This is a genomic window from Curtobacterium sp. MCJR17_055 (assembly GCF_003224335.1).
Classification (GTDB): Bacteria; Actinomycetota; Actinomycetes; order Actinomycetales; family Microbacteriaceae; genus Curtobacterium.
Window position 1 is genome coordinate 63,602 of sequence record NZ_QKLF01000002.1, and the last position, 16,673, is coordinate 80,274.

Sequence of the window (16,673 nt, forward strand, 5' to 3'; positions counted from 1 at the left end):
TGGTGGTCGCCTCGAGCCGTCCGAGCCCGGGACCGGTCACCCTGGTCGCCGGACCCAGGTGCTGCGAGGATGACGACATGAGCGTCATGGTCTCCGTGTTCGATGCCCGCCGGACCCGCACGAGCGAGAAGTACACCGCGTTCGGCCCCGAGGTGCTGCCGATGTTCGTCGCCGAGATGGACTGCGCCCTCGCCGAACCCGTGCGGGACGCCCTGGTCCGGGCGGTCACCGACGGCGACACCGGGTACGTCGGGCATCACCGGGTGCTGCCCGAGGCCTTCTCCGACTTCGCCGCCGACCGGTGGGGCTGGTCGGTGGACCCCGACCTCGTCCGGACCACCACCGACGTCTCGGTCGCGGCGGTCGAGGTCCTCCGCCGGGTGATCGAGCCCGGGGACCAGGTCGTCATCATGCCGCCCGTGTACGCGCCCTTCTGGGAGTACGTCGGCGAAGCCGGCGGGTCCGTCACCGAGGTGCCGCTCCTCGCCCCCGAGGGCCCGGCCGACCCGTTCGACACGACGGCCGGCTGGCGGATGGACCTGGACGGCGTGCGGCAGGCCTTCGCGGACGGCGCCCGGACCGTGCTGCTGTGCAACCCGCACAACCCGCTCGGGCTCGTGCACGACCGGGAGTCCCTGGCGGCACTCGCCCGGCTCGCCGCCGAGTGGGACGCCGTGGTGGTGTCCGACGAGATCCACGCCCCGCTCGTGCACGCAGACGCCGTCTTCACGCCGTTCCTCGACTCGTGCCCGGAGGCCGCGGCCCTCGGGGTCGCCTTGACGAGCGCGAGCAAGGCGTTCAACCTCGCCGGCACGAAGTGCGCCCTCATGGTCGGCGCGTCGGACCGTGCCCGCGGGTGGTTCGACGGACTGCCGGGCGAGGTCGTCGAGCGCACCGGGATCCTCGGGTACACCGCGAGCGTCGCCGCGTTCACGGAGGGCGGCCCGTGGCTGGCGTCCCTGCTCGCCGAGCTGGCGGCGAACCGCCGGGTCCTCGCGGAGGAGCTCGGCGCCGCGCTGCCCGGCGCGGGGTACCGGCAGCCGCAGGCCTCCTACCTGGCCTGGCTCGACCTGCGGGCCCTGCCGTGGGGCGACGACCCCGCGCCGCTCCTGGTGGACCGGGCGCAGGTGGCGCTGTCGAACGGGCGGGACTTCGGGCGGCAGGGCATCGGGCACGTCCGGCTCAACTTCGGCTGCTCGGAGGAGACCCTGCGCGAGGGGCTCGCGCGCCTGGCCGCCGCCCGCTGACCTCCGCGGGGCTACTCGAACCGCTGCCACTCCGGCTTGTTCGCGTACGTGTACCGGTAGTAGTCGGCGAGCTGCAGGCCCGCGGCCGCTTCCTCGTCCACGACGACCGTGGCGTGCTCGTGCAGCTGCAGCGCGGAGCCCGGCACGAAGGACGACAGCGGCCCCTCGACGGCGGCGGCGACCGCGTCCGCCTTCGCCGCGCCCTGCGCGACGAGGACGAGCTCGCGGGCCTCGAGGATCGTGCCGAGTCCCTGCGTCATGCAGTGCGTCGGCACCTGGTCGAGCGAGTCGAAGAACCGTGCGTTGGCCTCGCGCGTGGACGGCGCGAGCGTCTTGATGCGGGTGCGGGACACGAACGAGGACGTCGGCTCGTTGAACCCGATGTGCCCGTTCGCCCCGATGCCGAGGATCTGCACGTCGACCCCGCCGGCAGCGCGGATCGCGGCGTCGTACTCCTTCGCGGCGAAGGCGAGGTCCCCCGCGCGGCCGTCCGGCACGCGCACCCGGGTGGGGTCGAAGCCGAGGGGCTCGACGACGTCGCGGGCGATGACGCTGGCGTACGACTCGGGGTGCTCGAGCGGGATGCCGACGTACTCGTCGAGGGCGAACCCGCGCGCCTGCGCGAACGACAGCTCGCCGGCCTCGACCCGGCGGCGCAGGTCGGCGTAGATGCCCTGCGGGCTCGACCCGGTGGCGAGCCCGACGACCGCCGCGGGCTTCGTGGTGACGACCGACGCGATCTTGGCCGCGGCGACGCGACCGACCTCCGCCGGGCTGGGCAGGATGATGATCTCCACGTCGTCAGCCTACTGGTCATGACCAGTCACGGACAGGGTGAGCGCGGCGGCGGGAGGTGGGCCCGGGGCCGGTAGCGTGACGGCATGCCCACTCCCGACTTCGTCCTGTCCCTGCGCGAGAAGGTCGGGAACGACCTGCTCTGGCTCACCGGCGTCACCGCGGTCGTCACCCGCGGCGAGGGCGACGACCGCGAGGTGCTCGTCGTCCGCCGTGCCGACAACGGCGCCCTCACCCCGGTCACCGGCATCGTCGACCCGGGCGAGGAACCCGCCGTCGCCGCGGAGCGCGAGGTCCTCGAGGAGGCCGACGTCGTCGCCGTCGCCGAACGCCTGGCGTGGGTCCAGACGCTCGAGCCGATGACCTACCCGAACGGCGACCGCGCCCAGTACATGGACCTCGTCTTCGCCTGCCGCTGGGTCTCCGGCGACCCGTACCCGGCCGACGGTGAGAACACGGAGGCGTTCTGGGCACCGGTCACGAGCCTCCCGGACATGTCGGAGGACATGCGCCGACGGGTCGACGCGGCCCTCGCCGACGAGGTCGCTGCCCGCTTCGAGCGCTGACGGTCGGCGCCGGTGGCGGAAGGCCCCCGGCGCAGGTACCGTCGTGGGGATCCGCAGTGGTGCGTGACGCGCGTGCCGGAGACCGCGGCTGACGCCGCCGAGCCGCCCTGGAGGCCCGCATGGAGTTCACGACGACCGTCCGGCAGGCGCGCGTCAACGCGACCGGCCTGCCCGTCCCGGCCGAGGTCGTCGAGGAACTCGGGTCGGGCAGGCGTCCCGCGGTCGTCGTCACGATCGACGGCGGGTACACGTACCGGTCGACGGTCGGCGTCATGGGAGGGGAGTTCCTCGTCCCGCTGTCCGCGGAGCACCGGACGGCTGCCGGGATCGCGGCCGGGGACAGCGTGACCGTGTCCCTCGAGGTCGACTCCCTGCCGCGGACCGTCGACGTGCCCGCCGACCTCGACGCGGCGCTCAGCGCGGCGGGGGTCCGTGCGGCGTTCGACACCCTGTCGGGGTCGCGCAAGCGGGCGCTCGTCGACCCGGTCGAGCAGGCGAAGGCACCGGAGACCCGCGCGCGGCGCATCGAGCAGGCGGTGGCGTCGCTCCGGGGGTGACCCGGTCAGGCGCCGAACTCGACCAGGACCCGCGGGATCTCGCCGAGCAGCTCGCTCGCCAGGTACCCCATCGGCCCGACCTGGACGGCCAGTCGGTCGCCGGCCGCCGCGTGCACCTGCGTCGCCCAGACGGTGGCCTGGGCGACGTCGGCCCCGCGTGCCAGCAGGCCGGTGATCGCGCCGGAGAGCACGTCGCCGCTGCCGCTCGTCCCGAGTCCGCCGGCACCGGTGCCCTTCGCCCACGCCCGGCCGTCCGGCGCGGCGACGACCCCGCCGAGCGACACGACGGCGCCGAAGCGCTCGGCGATCTCCGCCGCGTCGGTGTGGTCGTCGGAGCAGTCACGGCCGAGGAGCCGTTCCGCCTCGCCGGAGTTCGGGGTCATCACGAGTCGTCCGCGCAGGGGCGCGAGTTCGTCCACGAGGTCCGCCGCGACACCGAGCGCGAAGGCGTCGAGCACCACGATCGTGTCGTCACCGACCGCCGCGGCGAGTCCGGCGACGAGGTCACGGCTGCCGTCGGGTTCGTCCAGGCCCGGTCCGACGAGCACGGCGTCGGCGCTCTCGAGGTCGTCCGTCAGGGTGTCGACGGCGCCGACCGCGACGTGGCCGTCGTCGTCCTGGGGCAGCGGTTGCACGCCGGACTCGGGCAGGGCGACGGCGACGTGCGGGGCGACGCTCTCCGCGACGGCGAGCGTCAGTCGGCCACCACCGACGCGGAGCGCCGCGGTCGCGGACAGCATCGCGGCACCCGGGGTCTTGGCCGCGCCGCCGACGACGAGCACCTGCCCGCGGCCGTACTTGCTCCCGCCGACCTCCGGCAGGGCCCACTCGCGCAGCAGGTTCGGGGTGACGGGGGTGGGTTCAGACACGGGCGTCGTCCTTCCGGCCTTCGTGTTCGGTGACGGTGGCGCCCGGGTCCTCGTCGAGGTGGCCGGTGCCGGAGAACTCCTCGAGGGACCAGCGGCTCCCGAGGCCCTCGCGTCGGAGCCGGGTCAACGAGGCGTTCGCGACGGTGTGCGACTCGGCGAAGTCCATCAGCTCCGGCTCGTCGAGGTCGAGGCAGACGGCGATGACCAGCATGACGACGGCGTCGTGCGCGGCGATGACGAGACGGTCGGCACCGTCGAGCCGGTCCACGTCGGCCAACATCGAGCGCAGCCGGAGCATGACGTCGACCCAGGACTCCCCGCCCGCGGGTCGGTGGTAGTACTTGCCGAGCCACTGCCGGCGCTGCTCCTCGTCGGGGTGCAGGTTCGCCGAGCCGGTCCGGGTGAGCCGGTCGAGCACGCCGAGCTCCCGGTCGCGGAGTCGCTCGTCGACGCGGCGCGGGGGTTCGGCGAGGCCGCCGGCCTCGAGCGCGATGCCGATCGTCTGCTGCGCGCGTCGGTACGGGGAGACCCAGAGCACCACCGGGACGTCGTCGACCCCGCGTTCGGCGAGTTCCGCTCCGAGCGCTCGCGACTGCTCCTCGCCGAGCGGGCTCAGCGGGACGTCGGCGTCCCGGTGGTCGACCTCGATGACGTCGGCCCCGGCGGCCTCCGCCCGGGCTGCTGCGACGTTGGCGGTGGACTCTCCGTGGCGGACGAGCCAGATCTCGGTGACGGCCATGGCCGCGACGCTAGCCGGGAGGCGCTGGACCGGTTCCCGGGCAGAGGCGCGGCCCCGCCTCGACGCTCGGGCGCACACGGCACCGCCCGTCGGGGGACGAGCGGTGCCGTGTGCGTTGGGAAGGGGTCGGGGTCAGACGCGGCCTGCGCGACGACGTCGGGCGACGACCGTCAGTCCGAGGCCCGCGGCCAGCAGCACGCCGGCGATGCCGAGCGGGAGCGTCGGGTCGCTGCCGGTGAAGGCAAGGGTCCCGGTGGGCGTCCGACCGGTGCCGGTGCCCACGTCACCGGCGGTCGGCGTCGTCCCGGTCGGCGTCGTCCCGGCCGGCGTGGTGGGGGTCGGCGTCGGCGTGGGCGCCAGGACCCGGACGGTGACGACCTGGGTGTCGGCCGGGCCGGTGCCGTTCGATGCGGTGATCGTCACGGTCGAGGACCCCGGCGCGGTCGGGGTGCCCGAGATGACGCCGGTGGTGCTGTCGATCGTGAGACCGGTCGGCAGGCCCGTGGCGGTGAAGGTCGGCGTCGGCGTCCCGGTGGCGGTCACGGTGTAGCTGTAGGGCTGTCCGGTCGTCGCGTCCGTGGGCGTGCCGGAGGTGATCGACGGCGCGACGGTCGGCGTGGGGGTGGCGGGCGGCGGGCAGGTCTGTGACGGCGTGATCGTGTTCGTGTCGAGCGTCACCGCGCCGTTCAGGGCGAGCAGGCGGCCCTGGACCGTTGCACCGGTGACCGCGGTGACGGACTGCTGGGCGAGGACGGTGCCCTGGAACTGCGCACCGCTCTGGATGGTCGCGGAGCTACCGACCTGCCAGAAGACGTTGCACGAGCTCGCGCCGCCGGTGATCAGGATCCGGGTGTCCGTCCCCACGACCAGCGTGGACGCTGCCTGGAACACCCAGGTCGACTGCGCGTCGCCGTCCAGGGTGAGCGTGTTGCCGTCCGACAGGTCCAGTGCACCCCCGGAGTAGACCCCGGGGACGAGCGGCGCACGGTTGTCGAGGTCGGTGACGTCGACGCCGCTCGGTGTGAGTGCCGCGGCCGCGTCGTACGCGGTCCGGGCGTCCTGCTGCGCCTGCGCGGCCTCGGTGCGGGACCGGACCGTGCCGGTGACGACGCCGTCCGGTGCCGCTCCGAACCCGGTGACCGCGGTGCCGGGCGAGACGCCGAGGTCACCGTTGACGACGGTCGGTCCGGTGTTGGTGACGGCGCTGGCCCCGAGGACGCCGTAGGTGGCAGCGGTCCCGAGTGTGACGGGCCCGTCGATCTCGGTGGCCGCGGAGGCGCCGGATGACGCCGTGAGGACGAGCGACACTGCGAGGCCCAGACCGGCACCACCCGTCAGGACGCTGCGGAGGAACGGTGACGCGGCCATGGAGGCACCTGTCTGAGAGGGAGAGGCACAGTGCGTTCGTCGACGACGGACGCATGATCTCCGGTCTCCGGAGTATGCGTCACATCTGCTCGGAACGGGGTGGAGACGCCCGATCCGCCTCGCTCACGGCCGGACTCCCAGGTCGCACACACGCTCGGAGCGGTCACCGGCCGCCGCGGACCCCCAGTGCAGGGGGCACACCATGCACGAGCGGCGCCGGACGGGTGCACCCAGAGCCCCGTCCGACGCCGCGGTCGTCCCGCCCGACTACGCCCGTCGCACCCGCAGGCTGACGATCTCGAACGGCCGGAGCGTCAGCACGACGGGTCCGCCGTCCTCCCACGTCCCGTCGTCGAGCGGTCGTTCGAGCAGGTCCACCCGGGTGACGCCGGCGACGTCGAACCCGAAGTCCACGCCGACGTCGGTCGCCCGACCGCCGAGCGCCTCGTACAGCCGCACGACGACGTCCCCGCTCCGGTCCTCGGCGAGCTTCACGGCCTCGACGAACACCTGCGGCGACGACACGGTGACGAGCGGTTCGACGGCCGTGTCGCCGGGCACCGTCCGCACCGGCAGGTTGAGCCGGTACCCGGAGTCGGCGGCGTCGAGCACCGAGGCGCCGACGCGCAGCACGGTGCGGAACACGTGGTGCCCCTGGTCGGCCTCGGGGTCGGGGAACTTCGGCCCGCGCACGAGGGACTCCCGCACCTGGGTGGTGGTCCCGCCGTCCGCCCGGGTGCTCCGCGTGACGTCGTGCCCGTAGGTCGAGTCGTTCGCGATCGCGACCCCGAAGCCCGGCTCGGCGACGTGCACCCACCGGTGCGCACTCGTCTCGAACCGTGCGAAGTCCCACGAGGTGTTCTGGTGCGTCGGCCGGTCGATGTGCCCGAACTGGATCTCGCTCGACGCCTGGTCGGCCTTGAGGTCGAGCGGGAACGCCAGCTTGAGGAGCTTCTGCTGCTCGTGCCAGTCGACCTCGGTCTCGACGACCAGCTCGGGCTGCCCCTCGGCCGCCGTGTACCGGGTGGTCACGGTCGAGCTGCCGAACGGACGGACGACGACGAGCGCGTCACCCTCGACCGTGACGCTCGTCGCGGTGAGCGCGGACCCGTGGCGCTGGTACGCCCGGTCGATGTCCCACGCCTCCCACTGGTTCGGGGTGTCGCGGAACACGGTGTACTCCGCCGCTGCGGCGCCCGGGGCGACGGCGTCCCGCCCGGAGGCCCGGTCCACGAACGACACGACGTGCCCGGCCGCGTCGACGGTCGCGACGACCGCACCGGTGTCGAAGACGAACCGGTCGCCGTCCGGCTCGGGAGGCACGGCCCGCGCCACGTCGACGGGCGCGGCTCCCAGCGCGGTCACGCCGTCGGCGACCACCGGGGACGCGTTGAACCGGACCTGCGGGGCGGACGCGGCCGGGCCTCCCGGCCGGTCCGCGGTGGCCGTACCGCCGGTGGCGAGTGCGGAGGTCGCCGTGCCGATCAGTTCCTCGAGGACACCTGCGACGCGGGCGTACTCGGCCTCCGCGTTCTCGTAGACCCAGGCGATGGACGAGCCCGGCAGGATGTCGTGGAACTGCTGGAGCAGCACGGTGTGCCAGGCCGACTCGAGTTCGTCGTACGGGTACGCCTGCCCGAGCCGGACGGCCGCGGTGGAGGCCCAGAGCTCGGCCTCGCGGAGCAGGTGCTCGGAGCGGCGGTTGCCCTGCTTCGTGCGGACCTGCGACGTGTACGTGCCGCGGTGGAACTCGAGGTACATCTCCCCGGACCAGACGCCGGGGGTGGGCAGCGCCCGTTCCAGCTCCTCGAACACCTGCGCCGGCGTGCCGAGGTCGACGCGGGGCGAGCCGTCCAGGTCGTGCTGGCGTCGGGCTGCGGCGACCATCTCGCGGGTCGGGCCACCACCGCCGTCACCGAAGCCGTAGAGCAGCATCGAGGTGTTCGCGACGCCGCGCTCCTTGTTCTGGCGCTCCCCCCGGTGCAGGTCCGCGGGCGAGACGTCGGAGTTGTACGTGTCCGCCGGGGGCAGGTGCGTGAGGACCCGGGAGCCGTCGATGCCCTCCCACAGGAACGACGTGTGCGGGATGACGTTCGTCTCGTTCCACGACGGCTTCTGCGTGACGAACCACTTCGACCCCGCGGCGCGCACGATCTGCGGGAGCGCGCCGGTGTACCCGAACGAGTCGGGGAGCCAGGCCTCGGGGGTGTCGATGCCGAACTCCTCGAGGAAGAACCGCTTGCCGGCGACGAACTGCCGGGCCAGGGCCTCACCACCGGGCAGGTTCGTGTCGGACTCGACCCACATGCCGCCGACCGGGATCCACCGCCCCTCGGCGACGCGCTGCTTGATCCTGCCGAACACCTCCGGGTACTCGTCCCGCATCCAGGCGTACTGCTGGGCGGACGAGCACGCGAACGTGAAGTCGGGGTCGCGGTCCATCAGGTCGAGCACGTTGGAGAACGTGCGGGCGCACTTGCGCTTCGTCTCCCGCACCGGCCAGAGCCAGGCGGAGTCGATGTGCGCGTGCCCGACGGCGATCGCGCGGTGCGCAGCAGCACTGGCGGGCACGGCGAGCGCCGTCGCCAGCACGGCGCGGGCGTCGGCGGCGGTCCCGGCCACGTCGTCGGGGTCGAGTGCGTCCGCAGCCCGTTCGAGCACGCGGAGCACGTCGGCGCCGCGGGTGCCGTCGGTCGGGAGCTCGGCCATGAGACCGCGCAGCACCCAGAGGTCCTGCTGCAGCTCCCACACGGTGTCGTCGCGTTCGACGACCTCGAGTGCGCGCAGGCGGTAGATCGGGACGTCGCCGGCGGTGTGCTTCGAGCCGAGCGGGGTGGCGCCCTGGAAGTCGTCGCCGCCGATGTCGGGGTTCGCGCCGGCCTCGACGTAGAGCTCGAACGACTCCCCCGGGCCGACCTGCAGCGGGACGGTGTCGTTGCGCGGCTCGATGGCCTTGATGGTGGAGCCGTCCGGGCGGAACGCGAGCCCTTCGGCCTGGAACCCGGGCTGGCGCTTGCTGAACCCGAGGTCGACGAGGAGCTCGGCGGTGGTGCCGTCCGCCGTGCCGAAGTCCGCGGGCACGGTGCCGGTGACCCGGAACCACGTGGTGCCCCACGGTCGGGCGCCCCACGGCTCGCCGACCGTGAACGGCGTGTACGTCTGCTGCACGGCCTCGGCGAAGGGCACCGGTTCGTCCGGCACCTGCCAGGCCTCGATCGTCACCGGCGATGCCCGTCGGTGGACGTTCGGGTCGACGCGGTCCCGCACGAGTCGCGCGATGCGGGCCTCGACGAGCGGTTCGTCCTGGTGCATGAGGGTCCTTTCGTTCCGCGTGGTGAGCGCGGCTGGGGTGCGGTGGTCAGCCCTTGATGCCGCCGGCGAGGGCGTTGCCCCCGCCGAGGCCGCGGGACACGAGCACGTAGAGGGCGATGACGGGCACGGAGTAGACGATCGAGAACGCGGCGAGCTGCCCGTACGCGACGGCCCCGTTCTGACCGAAGAAGTTGAAGATGCTCACCGCGGCGGGCACCTTGTCGGGCGAGAGCAGCAGGACGAAGGGGACGAAGAAGTTCCCCCACGCCTGGATGAACACGAAGATGAACACCACGGCGATGCCGGGTCGCATGAGCGGCACGACGATGCGGGTGAGCGTCGTGAACATCGAGGCGCCGTCGGTCCAGGCCGCTTCCTCCAGCGAGATCGGCACCGAGTCCATGAAGTTCTTCGCCATCCAGATCGCCATCGGCAGGCTGGTCGCGGCGAGGAAGAAGACGCAGCCCCAGATGTTGTCGATGAGGTTGAGCGACACGAAGAGCGCGTAGACGGGGACCATCATCGCGGTGATGGGCAGACCGGTGCCGAACAGGATGCTGTACAGGAACGGCTTGTTCACGCGCAGCTTGTACCGGGACAGCGGGTACGCGGCGAGGAGCGCGGCGACGACCGTCGCGACGGCCGTGCCACCGGAGAGCAGCAGACTGTTCGCGAGCGGGATGAACGACAGCTCCGGGGTGAGCACCTGGGTGAAGTTGTCGAGCGTGAACTGCGACGGCAGCTTCACCGACAGCGACGCCTGCGTGTCCACCGATGCGAGCACGAGCCAGAGCAGCGGCACCGCGAAGCACACCGCGATGACGAGCAGGACGATGTTCGACACCCACCGGAGGGTGCGACCCCGGGGCGAGGTCATGTGGACCGCGCCCGGGGCGGTCACCGAGCGGGTGACGTTCGAGACCGGACGGTCAGCGGTGAGGGCCATGGTCAGTCCACCTCCGGCTTCAGTGCCTTGATGTAGATGATCGAGAAGACCGCGCCGACCACGAGCAGGATGGTCGCGATCGCCGTCCCGAAGCCGAGCTGCGAGAACTGGAACGCCTCCTGGTACGCCAGGATCGGCAGGGTCGACGAGTTCGTGCCCGGTCCGCCGCCCGTCATCACGAAGATGAGGGTGAAGACCGACAGGGTCTGCAACGTCGTGAGCATGAGGTTCGTCGAGATGCTGCGGCGGATGACCGGCAGCGTGATGTAGACGAGACGCTGCCAGCCGGTGGCGCCGTCGACCTCGGCGGACTCGGTGATCTCCTCGGGGACCTCCTGCACGGCGGCCGAGTAGACGAGCATCGAGAACGCCGTCCCGCGCCAGACGTTCGCGAGGATGACCGCGATCATCGGGTACGTGTAGAGCCAGTTCGGCCCGCTGACGCCGAGCGACGCGAGGAACGTGTTCAGCGTCCCCTCGTCGTGGAAGAACGCGTACGCCGCGAACGAGGCGACGATCTCGGGCAGCACCCACGCGGCGACGACGAAGGTGCCGACGACGCCGCGGACGACCCGGTTCGCGCTGCGCATGAGCAGCGCGAGGCCGAGGCCGAGCACGTTCTGCCCCACCACCGCCGAGGCGATGAGGAACACGATCGTCAGGACCACGGACTTCGGGAAGTCCGGGTCCTGGAAGAGCTCGACGTAGTTCTGGAAGCCGACGAACTGCTGGTCCGCGGCGTCGATGCCGGTCAGCGCCGCGTTCGTGAAGGAGCCGTAGAACGACGAGATGACCGGCCCGAGCAGGAACACGACGAGCAGGACGACGGCGGGCAGGAGCGGGACGACGCGCGTCGCGTTCCGCATCGGGCGCCGCTTCCGCGGCGAGGGTGGGTCGGCGCGGTTCGGCGAACCGGGGGCCGACAGCGTCGGCGCGAGGGGGGTGCTGGACACGGTGGATGCCTTCCGGGTGCGGAGAGGGTTCCGGAGATGGGGGCTGTCGGGAGGCGCGGGGCGGACGGGCACCGCGCCTCCCGTCAGGTGGTGCGGGCGGTCAGCCGGCGACGGTGGCGTCCTTGCCGACGACGCCCTCGACGGCCTTGTCGTAGACCGCCGCTGCCTCGGCGGGCGACTGCTGACCGGTCATCACGGACTCCATCGCGACCTGGATGGCGTTCGAGACCTGTGCGTACTCGCTCGTCGCCGGACGGAAGTTCGTGTGCTCCACGAGCCCGGAGAAGAACTCGAAGGTCGGGTTCGCGCCGGTGTACGCCGGGTCCTCGGCGACGTCCTTGCGGACGGCGATCTGGCTGTTCTCCGAGTCGTACTTGATGGAGCCGTCCTTGTCGAGGAACATCGTGATGAAGTCGAACGCGTCCTGCGGGTTCCCCGACTTCGAACCGACCGCGAGCGTCCAACCGCCGGACATCGAGTTGTAGCCCGGTTCCTGGCCGTTCTGCGTCGGGAAGGGCGCCTGACCCATCACGTCGTTCCACTCGGCCCACGGGGCGGTGCCGGACTCCAGCCAGGTGCCGGACTGCCACGAACCGTCGAGGTCGATCGCGAGCTTGCCCTCCGGCAGCCACGTCTGCGTGATCGTCGTCCCGATGTTGGTGTCGAGGGCCTGCTGCGGCGTGGGCCCGAGGTCGCCCTGGTAGACGTCCTCGATGAACTGCAGCGAGTCCTGGAACTGCTCCGAGCCGACGACCCACTTGCCGTCGCGGTACAGCGTGTTGCCGTCGCCGTCCGCGCCGTAGAGCAGCATCTCGAAGCCCTGCATGGTCGAGGCCTCGCCCTGCGCCTTGCCGGAGTAGATGTTGAACGGGATGACGTCCGGCTGCTGCTCCTTGATGGTCTTCGCGGCGGCGAGGACGTCGTCCCAGGTCTCCGGCTTCCACGGCACGGGCAGACCGGCCTTCTCGAAGATCTCCTTGTTGTACCAGAGCGCACGGGTGTCGGTGCCCATCGGGACGCCGTAGATCTTGCCGTCCTCCCCCTCACCCGCCTGCTTCGCGTTGTCGTAGAACTGGTCCCACTCGTCCCACTTCTCGGTGAACCGGTCGATCGGCTGCAGGTAGCCGGCATCGGCGTCGGCCTTGATGCGGAACGTGTCCTCGTAGATGACGTCGGGCGCGGTCGCGGGTGCCCGGTTCATCAGCGCGAGCTTCGTGGCGTAGTCGTCCTCCTGCGCCTGGATCGGGACGAGTTCGACCTCCTTGCCGGGGTTCGCCTCCTCGTACTCCTTCTTGACGACCTTCATCTGGGCGTCGAGCTGCTGGAAGGCGCCGAACTTCTGGTAGGCGATCTTGATCGTGTCGCTCGAGGCGGACCCCGAGCTCGAGCAGCCGGCGAGTCCGACCGAGGCGACGGCCACGGCGGCGAATCCGGCGATGATGCGGGTGCGTTTCATCGGTGCTCCTTTGCACGGGTGAAGGTCGCGGACTCCGTTGCCCGCGTTGCCGGTTTAGTCCATCGTATGGATTTGAACGTTGTCAAGCGTTCGACGGGAAGCGCGTCCGGTTCGTGACCTGCGCGTGGCGGGGGCGGTCCGGTCCGGCTTGGTTCGCGCTGCGCGACGTTCTCCGCGTCAGCGAGCACGAACGGTGTCGCTGCGCGCGAAGCGGCCCGTCGGCTCGACTGCGACCGGCCCGGGTCCGTGCCGGGCCCGGGCCCGGGTGCGCGGCTACCGGATCGGGGTCGCCCCGCCGGTGACGGTGACGCCGCCGCTCGCAGGCACGTCGACGAGCAGCACGCTCGGCCGTCCGACGTGCCGCCCCTGCCGGATCACGACCCGGTCACCCGGCACGGCTACGCCGGTCTCCTGCAGGTACGCCCCGACGGATGCGGCGGCCGATCCCGTCGCCGGGTCCTCCGTGATGCGGCCGACCGGGAAGAGGTTCCGCGCCTCGTACTCCCCCGGTGTCACCGGGTGCAGCACGGTCACGGTCGCCGGCCAGCCGCTCTGTCGCATGAGGTCGGCGAGCGCCTCCGGGGCGAACCGGAACTGGTGGAACAGGTCCGCGTCGGCGAGGACGAGCACGGGGTGCCAGTTGCCGGCGAAGGCCTCGAGGGGCGGGTGCGCCGCGTCGAGGTCGTCCGGCACGAGTCCGAGCAGGTCGAGCAGCGTCAGCAGCCGGTCGTCGGGCAGCGGCCGGGTCGCGGGCTCGACGCTCGTCATCGCGACCTGTACGACGCCCGCGGACAGGACCGTGTCGAGCACGACGTCGCCCGACCGTGTGACGAACACCCGCTGCCCGGGCCCCTGCCGCTCGGCGATCGCCACCGCGAGCGCGACCGTCGCGTGGCCGCAGAACGGCACCTCCGCGGCCGGGGAGAAGTAGCGCACCCGGACCCGGTCCCCGTCCGACCCGGTGACGAAGGCGGTCTCGGAGTACCCGACCCGCTGCGCGATCGCGAGCATCTCGTCGTCGGTGAGGGCCGCGGCGTCGAGGACGACCCCGGCCGGGTTGCCGCCGTGCGCACCGGCCTGCGGGTCGGCGAACGCGGTGTACCGGAGGACCTCGACGTGCTGCACGGTCCGAGGCTACCGAGCGTGCGCGACCCTCAGTGCGCGATGAGCAACGTGCTCGCGCGCGGCGACAGCGCCGCGTCGAGCACCAGGCAGGCCGCCCCGACCGCGGCCACGTCCGCCCCGCGCTGGCTCTCGACCACGGTCACGGGGTGCTTCGGGACGAGGATCGGCGACCCGGCGATCGCCGCCGTCGCCGCCGGGAGGGCAGCGGGTGCGATCCGCGACCAGAACGGCCCGCCGAAGACGACCCGGTCCACGTCGAGGAGGTTGACGATGACGACCACCGCCCGTCCCATCACCGTGCCGACCTCGGCCGCGAACGCCGACGCGACCGGGTCGCCGGCCGCGACCGCGTCCCCGAGCGCGTCCCACGCCCGGTCGACGGCCGCGAGGTCGACCCCGGCGTCCACCCCGTCGCCCGCGAGCTCGTCCACGGCCCCGAGCGGGACGCCACGATCCGCCGCGATCCGCACGAGCCGGTCGGGCGTCACGGTGGCTCCGACCTCGCCACGCGCACCCTCGCCGTCGGGCGTGCCGGCGAGGCTCCCCTGGTCGACCATGATGTGTCCGGCGTCCCCGGCGTTCGCCCCGGACCCGCGGACGGGCTCGTGGTCGATGACGAGCCCGACGCCGAACCCGGTGCCGAAGTACACGAACGCGAAGTCCCGCGCCGCTGCCTCCCGCGCCAGGAACAACTCGCCGACCGCCGCGGCGGTGACGTCCTTCTCGAGGAGCACGGGGTACCCGGTCGCGTCCCCGAGGGCGTCCCGGAGCGCCACGTCCCGCCACCGCGGCAGGAACGGCGGGTCGAGCACGATGCCGGCGGCCGCGTCGATCGGCCCCGGCGAGGCGACCCCGACCCCGAGCACGTCGTCGGGGTCGACGTCGGCGCGACGGACGAGTTCGTCGACCGCGGACGCCATCGTCCGGATCACCTGCTCCGGGTCCTCGGCGCTCGGGGTCGACGTGGTGGCCTCGGCCACCACCGCACCCGCCAGGTCGAGCAGCACGTACGTGACGACCGCGGGGTCGACGTGCACCCCGACGGCGAAGCGGCTGCGGGCCTCCAGACGGAGGATCGTGCGCGGCTTGCCGCGCCCGGACACCACCGTGCCGGACTCGACGATCATGCCGCCGTCGATGAGGTACCGGGTGACGTTCGAGACCGTCTGCGGGCTGAGGCCGGTGCGGGCCGCGAGTTCGACGCGGCTGAGCCCGTCGGGTGAGCGACGGACGGCGTCGAGCACGACCGTGCGGTTGAAGCCGCCCAGCGACGGCAGGTTCGCCCCACGTCGATGCTCCGCCACCCGAGCGACGATACCGCCGGAGCACGCTGCCTCCGTCGCACCGCTGGCATCCGACCCGCCCGCACCGTTAGCCTGACCGACATGACGGACCTCCGCCTCGAAGAACTCTCCGCAGCGACCGCCGCAGCGGCCAACTCGCTGACGCTGAAGCCGGGGCAGGAGCAGTTCGTCCAGCCGACCTCGTACGCGCAGGCCGAGTCGGACGTGAAGCCGAGCGCCTCGTGGCCGCGGGTCGTCCTGGACGGGGACGAGGTCGTCGGGCTCATCATCGGCAGCTTCGACGCCGACAACGCGCAGGAAGAACTGCGCAGCTGCATCTGGCGGGTCAACGTCGCCGCGAACGCGCAGGGCCGCGGTGTCGGCCGGTTCGCCGTGCACGGTCTCGCCGAGGAGGCCCGCAAGCGCGGCTTCGAGCGCCTGACCGTGGTCTACGAGCCCGGTGCTGGCAGCCCGGCGGCGTTCTTCGAGGCGATCGGCTTCCGGGTGATCGGCGAGACCCAGTACGGCGACCACTTCGCGGCGCTGACGCTCTAGGCGCCGTCGTGTCGGCCCCGTCGTCCCGCGAGGGCGCGGACGACTTCGGTGCCGCCGTCGCGGCGGTCGTCCGTGCCATCCCGCCGGGTCGCGTGATGACGTACGGCGACGTCGCCGCCGTGCTCGGCTCCCGTGCCTCCCGTGCGGTCGGCAAGGTGATGGCCCACGAGGGCGTCGACCTGCCCTGGTGGCGGGTCGTCCGGGCCGGCGGGCTGCCACCGGTCCGCCACGAGGCACGCGCCCTCGAGCACTACCGCGCCGAGGGCACGCCGCTGCGCCCGACGCGTGCGGTCGACGACGACGCGGCCTGGAGGCTCGACATGCGCCGTGCGCGCTGGTCGCCGACCGCGGACAACCGGTCGGACTAGCGCCGCGCGGACGTCCCCGAGCCGGGCGTCGCCGGGCCGGGCGTCGCCGGGCCGGGCGTCGCCGGGCCGGGCGTCGCCGGGCCGGCCTGCAGGTCGAACCGCGTGCCCTTCGGGTTGGACGGCAGCAGGAAGAACACGAAGAGCACGAGCGACCCGATGCCCGGGAGCACGTGCAGGAACTGCCAGAAGCCGGACAGGTTCGCGTCGTGCAGGCGCCGCGCCCCGAGGGCCAGCCCACCGACGAGCGTCACGAGGGCCCAGAGCACGAACAGGTAGGACCCGACGGGGTTCTCGAGCAGCGGGGCGTCCGGGGTGAACGCCTGCGGCACGAGCTGCAGCACGAGGCCGACCGCGAACGACGTGAGCCACCACCACCAGAACTCGGAACGGGACGCCCGGCCGGTGAACACCGTGTACTTCCGCCAGAACCGCCGGACGGCCTCGGCGAAGGGGGCGCCGACGAAGGGGTCGCGCAGGGCGACGCCTCCCGGCTGGACGTCGTTGCTGCTCATCCCCCCAGCAAACCACGGCGTC

16 protein-coding genes are annotated in these 16,673 nt (G+C 72.6%); 5 read left to right on the forward strand and 11 right to left on the reverse strand.

What is annotated here, in order from left to right:
- The first annotated feature begins 77 nt into the window (after nt 1-77).
- The gene (locus DEJ16_RS04350) at nt 78-1,247 is read left to right on the forward strand and encodes a MalY/PatB family protein (RefSeq protein WP_110824157.1); all 1,170 of its coding nucleotides are present in this window, start codon (nt 78-80) and stop codon (nt 1,245-1,247) included.
- Between the two features lie 11 nt (nt 1,248-1,258).
- Here DEJ16_RS04350 and nagB read toward each other — a convergent pair whose 3' ends face one another.
- Nucleotides 1,259-2,044 (reverse strand): glucosamine-6-phosphate deaminase, encoded by a 786-nt coding sequence (gene nagB, locus DEJ16_RS04355; protein ID WP_110824158.1) that lies wholly within the window; start codon nt 2,042-2,044, stop codon nt 1,259-1,261.
- 84 nt (nt 2,045-2,128) lie between these two features.
- Between nagB and DEJ16_RS04360 the strand changes: the two genes are divergently transcribed.
- Both DEJ16_RS04360 and DEJ16_RS04365 read left to right on the forward strand, forming a co-directional pair.
- Nucleotides 2,129-2,608: an NUDIX domain-containing protein gene (locus tag DEJ16_RS04360; protein WP_110824159.1), complete on the forward strand. Its 480-nt coding sequence runs from the start codon at nt 2,129-2,131 to the stop codon at nt 2,606-2,608.
- A gap of 119 nt (nt 2,609-2,727) precedes the next feature.
- Nucleotides 2,728-3,165 carry a YdeI/OmpD-associated family protein gene (locus tag DEJ16_RS04365; protein ID WP_110824160.1) on the forward strand — a complete coding sequence of 146 codons (438 nt, stop codon included), beginning with the start codon at nt 2,728-2,730 and terminating at the stop codon, nt 3,163-3,165.
- 5 nt (nt 3,166-3,170) lie between these two features.
- Here DEJ16_RS04365 and DEJ16_RS04370 read toward each other — a convergent pair whose 3' ends face one another.
- The 9 genes from DEJ16_RS04370 to DEJ16_RS04410 all read right to left on the reverse strand — a co-directional run bounded on the left by DEJ16_RS04370 (nt 3,171) and on the right by DEJ16_RS04410 (nt 15,237).
- Nucleotides 3,171-4,034 (reverse strand): NAD(P)H-hydrate dehydratase, encoded by an 864-nt coding sequence (locus tag DEJ16_RS04370; protein WP_110824161.1) that lies wholly within the window; start codon nt 4,032-4,034, stop codon nt 3,171-3,173.
- Nucleotides 4,027-4,773: a histidine phosphatase family protein gene (locus DEJ16_RS04375; protein ID WP_110824162.1), complete on the reverse strand. Its 747-nt coding sequence runs from the start codon at nt 4,771-4,773 to the stop codon at nt 4,027-4,029. The genes DEJ16_RS04370 and DEJ16_RS04375 overlap by 8 nt, the downstream gene beginning before the upstream one ends.
- A 132-nt stretch (nt 4,774-4,905) precedes the next feature.
- A complete protein-coding gene (locus tag DEJ16_RS04380; protein WP_110858031.1) occupies nt 4,906-6,141 on the reverse strand; it encodes an ice-binding family protein in 1,236 nt (411 codons plus the stop codon).
- Nucleotides 6,142-6,408: 267 nt separating this feature from the next.
- Nucleotides 6,409-9,453, reverse strand: a complete 3,045-nt coding sequence (locus DEJ16_RS04385) for a glycoside hydrolase family 38 C-terminal domain-containing protein (protein WP_110824164.1) — start codon at nt 9,451-9,453, stop codon at nt 6,409-6,411.
- Nucleotides 9,454-9,499: 46 nt separating this feature from the next.
- Nucleotides 9,500-10,399 (reverse strand): carbohydrate ABC transporter permease, encoded by a 900-nt coding sequence (locus tag DEJ16_RS04390; protein WP_110824165.1) that lies wholly within the window; start codon nt 10,397-10,399, stop codon nt 9,500-9,502.
- A 2-nt stretch (nt 10,400-10,401) separates the two neighbouring features.
- Nucleotides 10,402-11,352 carry a carbohydrate ABC transporter permease gene (locus DEJ16_RS04395; protein WP_110824166.1) on the reverse strand — a complete coding sequence of 317 codons (951 nt, stop codon included), beginning with the start codon at nt 11,350-11,352 and terminating at the stop codon, nt 10,402-10,404.
- A gap of 100 nt (nt 11,353-11,452) precedes the next feature.
- Nucleotides 11,453-12,808: an extracellular solute-binding protein gene (locus tag DEJ16_RS04400; protein WP_110824167.1), complete on the reverse strand. Its 1,356-nt coding sequence runs from the start codon at nt 12,806-12,808 to the stop codon at nt 11,453-11,455.
- Between the two features lie 273 nt (nt 12,809-13,081).
- On the reverse strand, nt 13,082-13,933 hold the full coding sequence (locus DEJ16_RS04405; RefSeq protein ID WP_110824168.1) for a PhzF family phenazine biosynthesis protein: 852 nt from the start codon (nt 13,931-13,933) through the stop codon (nt 13,082-13,084).
- A gap of 29 nt (nt 13,934-13,962) precedes the next feature.
- Nucleotides 13,963-15,237, reverse strand: coding sequence for an ROK family transcriptional regulator (locus DEJ16_RS04410; RefSeq protein WP_110824169.1), 1,275 nt, complete (start codon nt 15,235-15,237; stop codon nt 13,963-13,965).
- 81 nt (nt 15,238-15,318) lie between these two features.
- On the opposite strand from DEJ16_RS04410, the gene DEJ16_RS04415 reads away from it, so the two are divergent.
- On the forward strand, nt 15,319-15,771 hold the full coding sequence (locus DEJ16_RS04415) for a GNAT family N-acetyltransferase (RefSeq protein WP_110824170.1): 453 nt from the start codon (nt 15,319-15,321) through the stop codon (nt 15,769-15,771).
- 8 nt (nt 15,772-15,779) lie between these two features.
- Nucleotides 15,780-16,139 carry an MGMT family protein gene (locus tag DEJ16_RS04420; RefSeq protein WP_110824171.1) on the forward strand — a complete coding sequence of 120 codons (360 nt, stop codon included), beginning with the start codon at nt 15,780-15,782 and terminating at the stop codon, nt 16,137-16,139.
- On the opposite strand, the gene DEJ16_RS04425 is transcribed toward DEJ16_RS04420, so the two are convergent.
- Nucleotides 16,136-16,651 (reverse strand): DUF805 domain-containing protein, encoded by a 516-nt coding sequence (locus tag DEJ16_RS04425; protein ID WP_110824172.1) that lies wholly within the window; start codon nt 16,649-16,651, stop codon nt 16,136-16,138. The genes DEJ16_RS04420 and DEJ16_RS04425 overlap by 4 nt on opposite strands.
- Between the last annotated feature and the right edge of the window lie 22 nt (nt 16,652-16,673).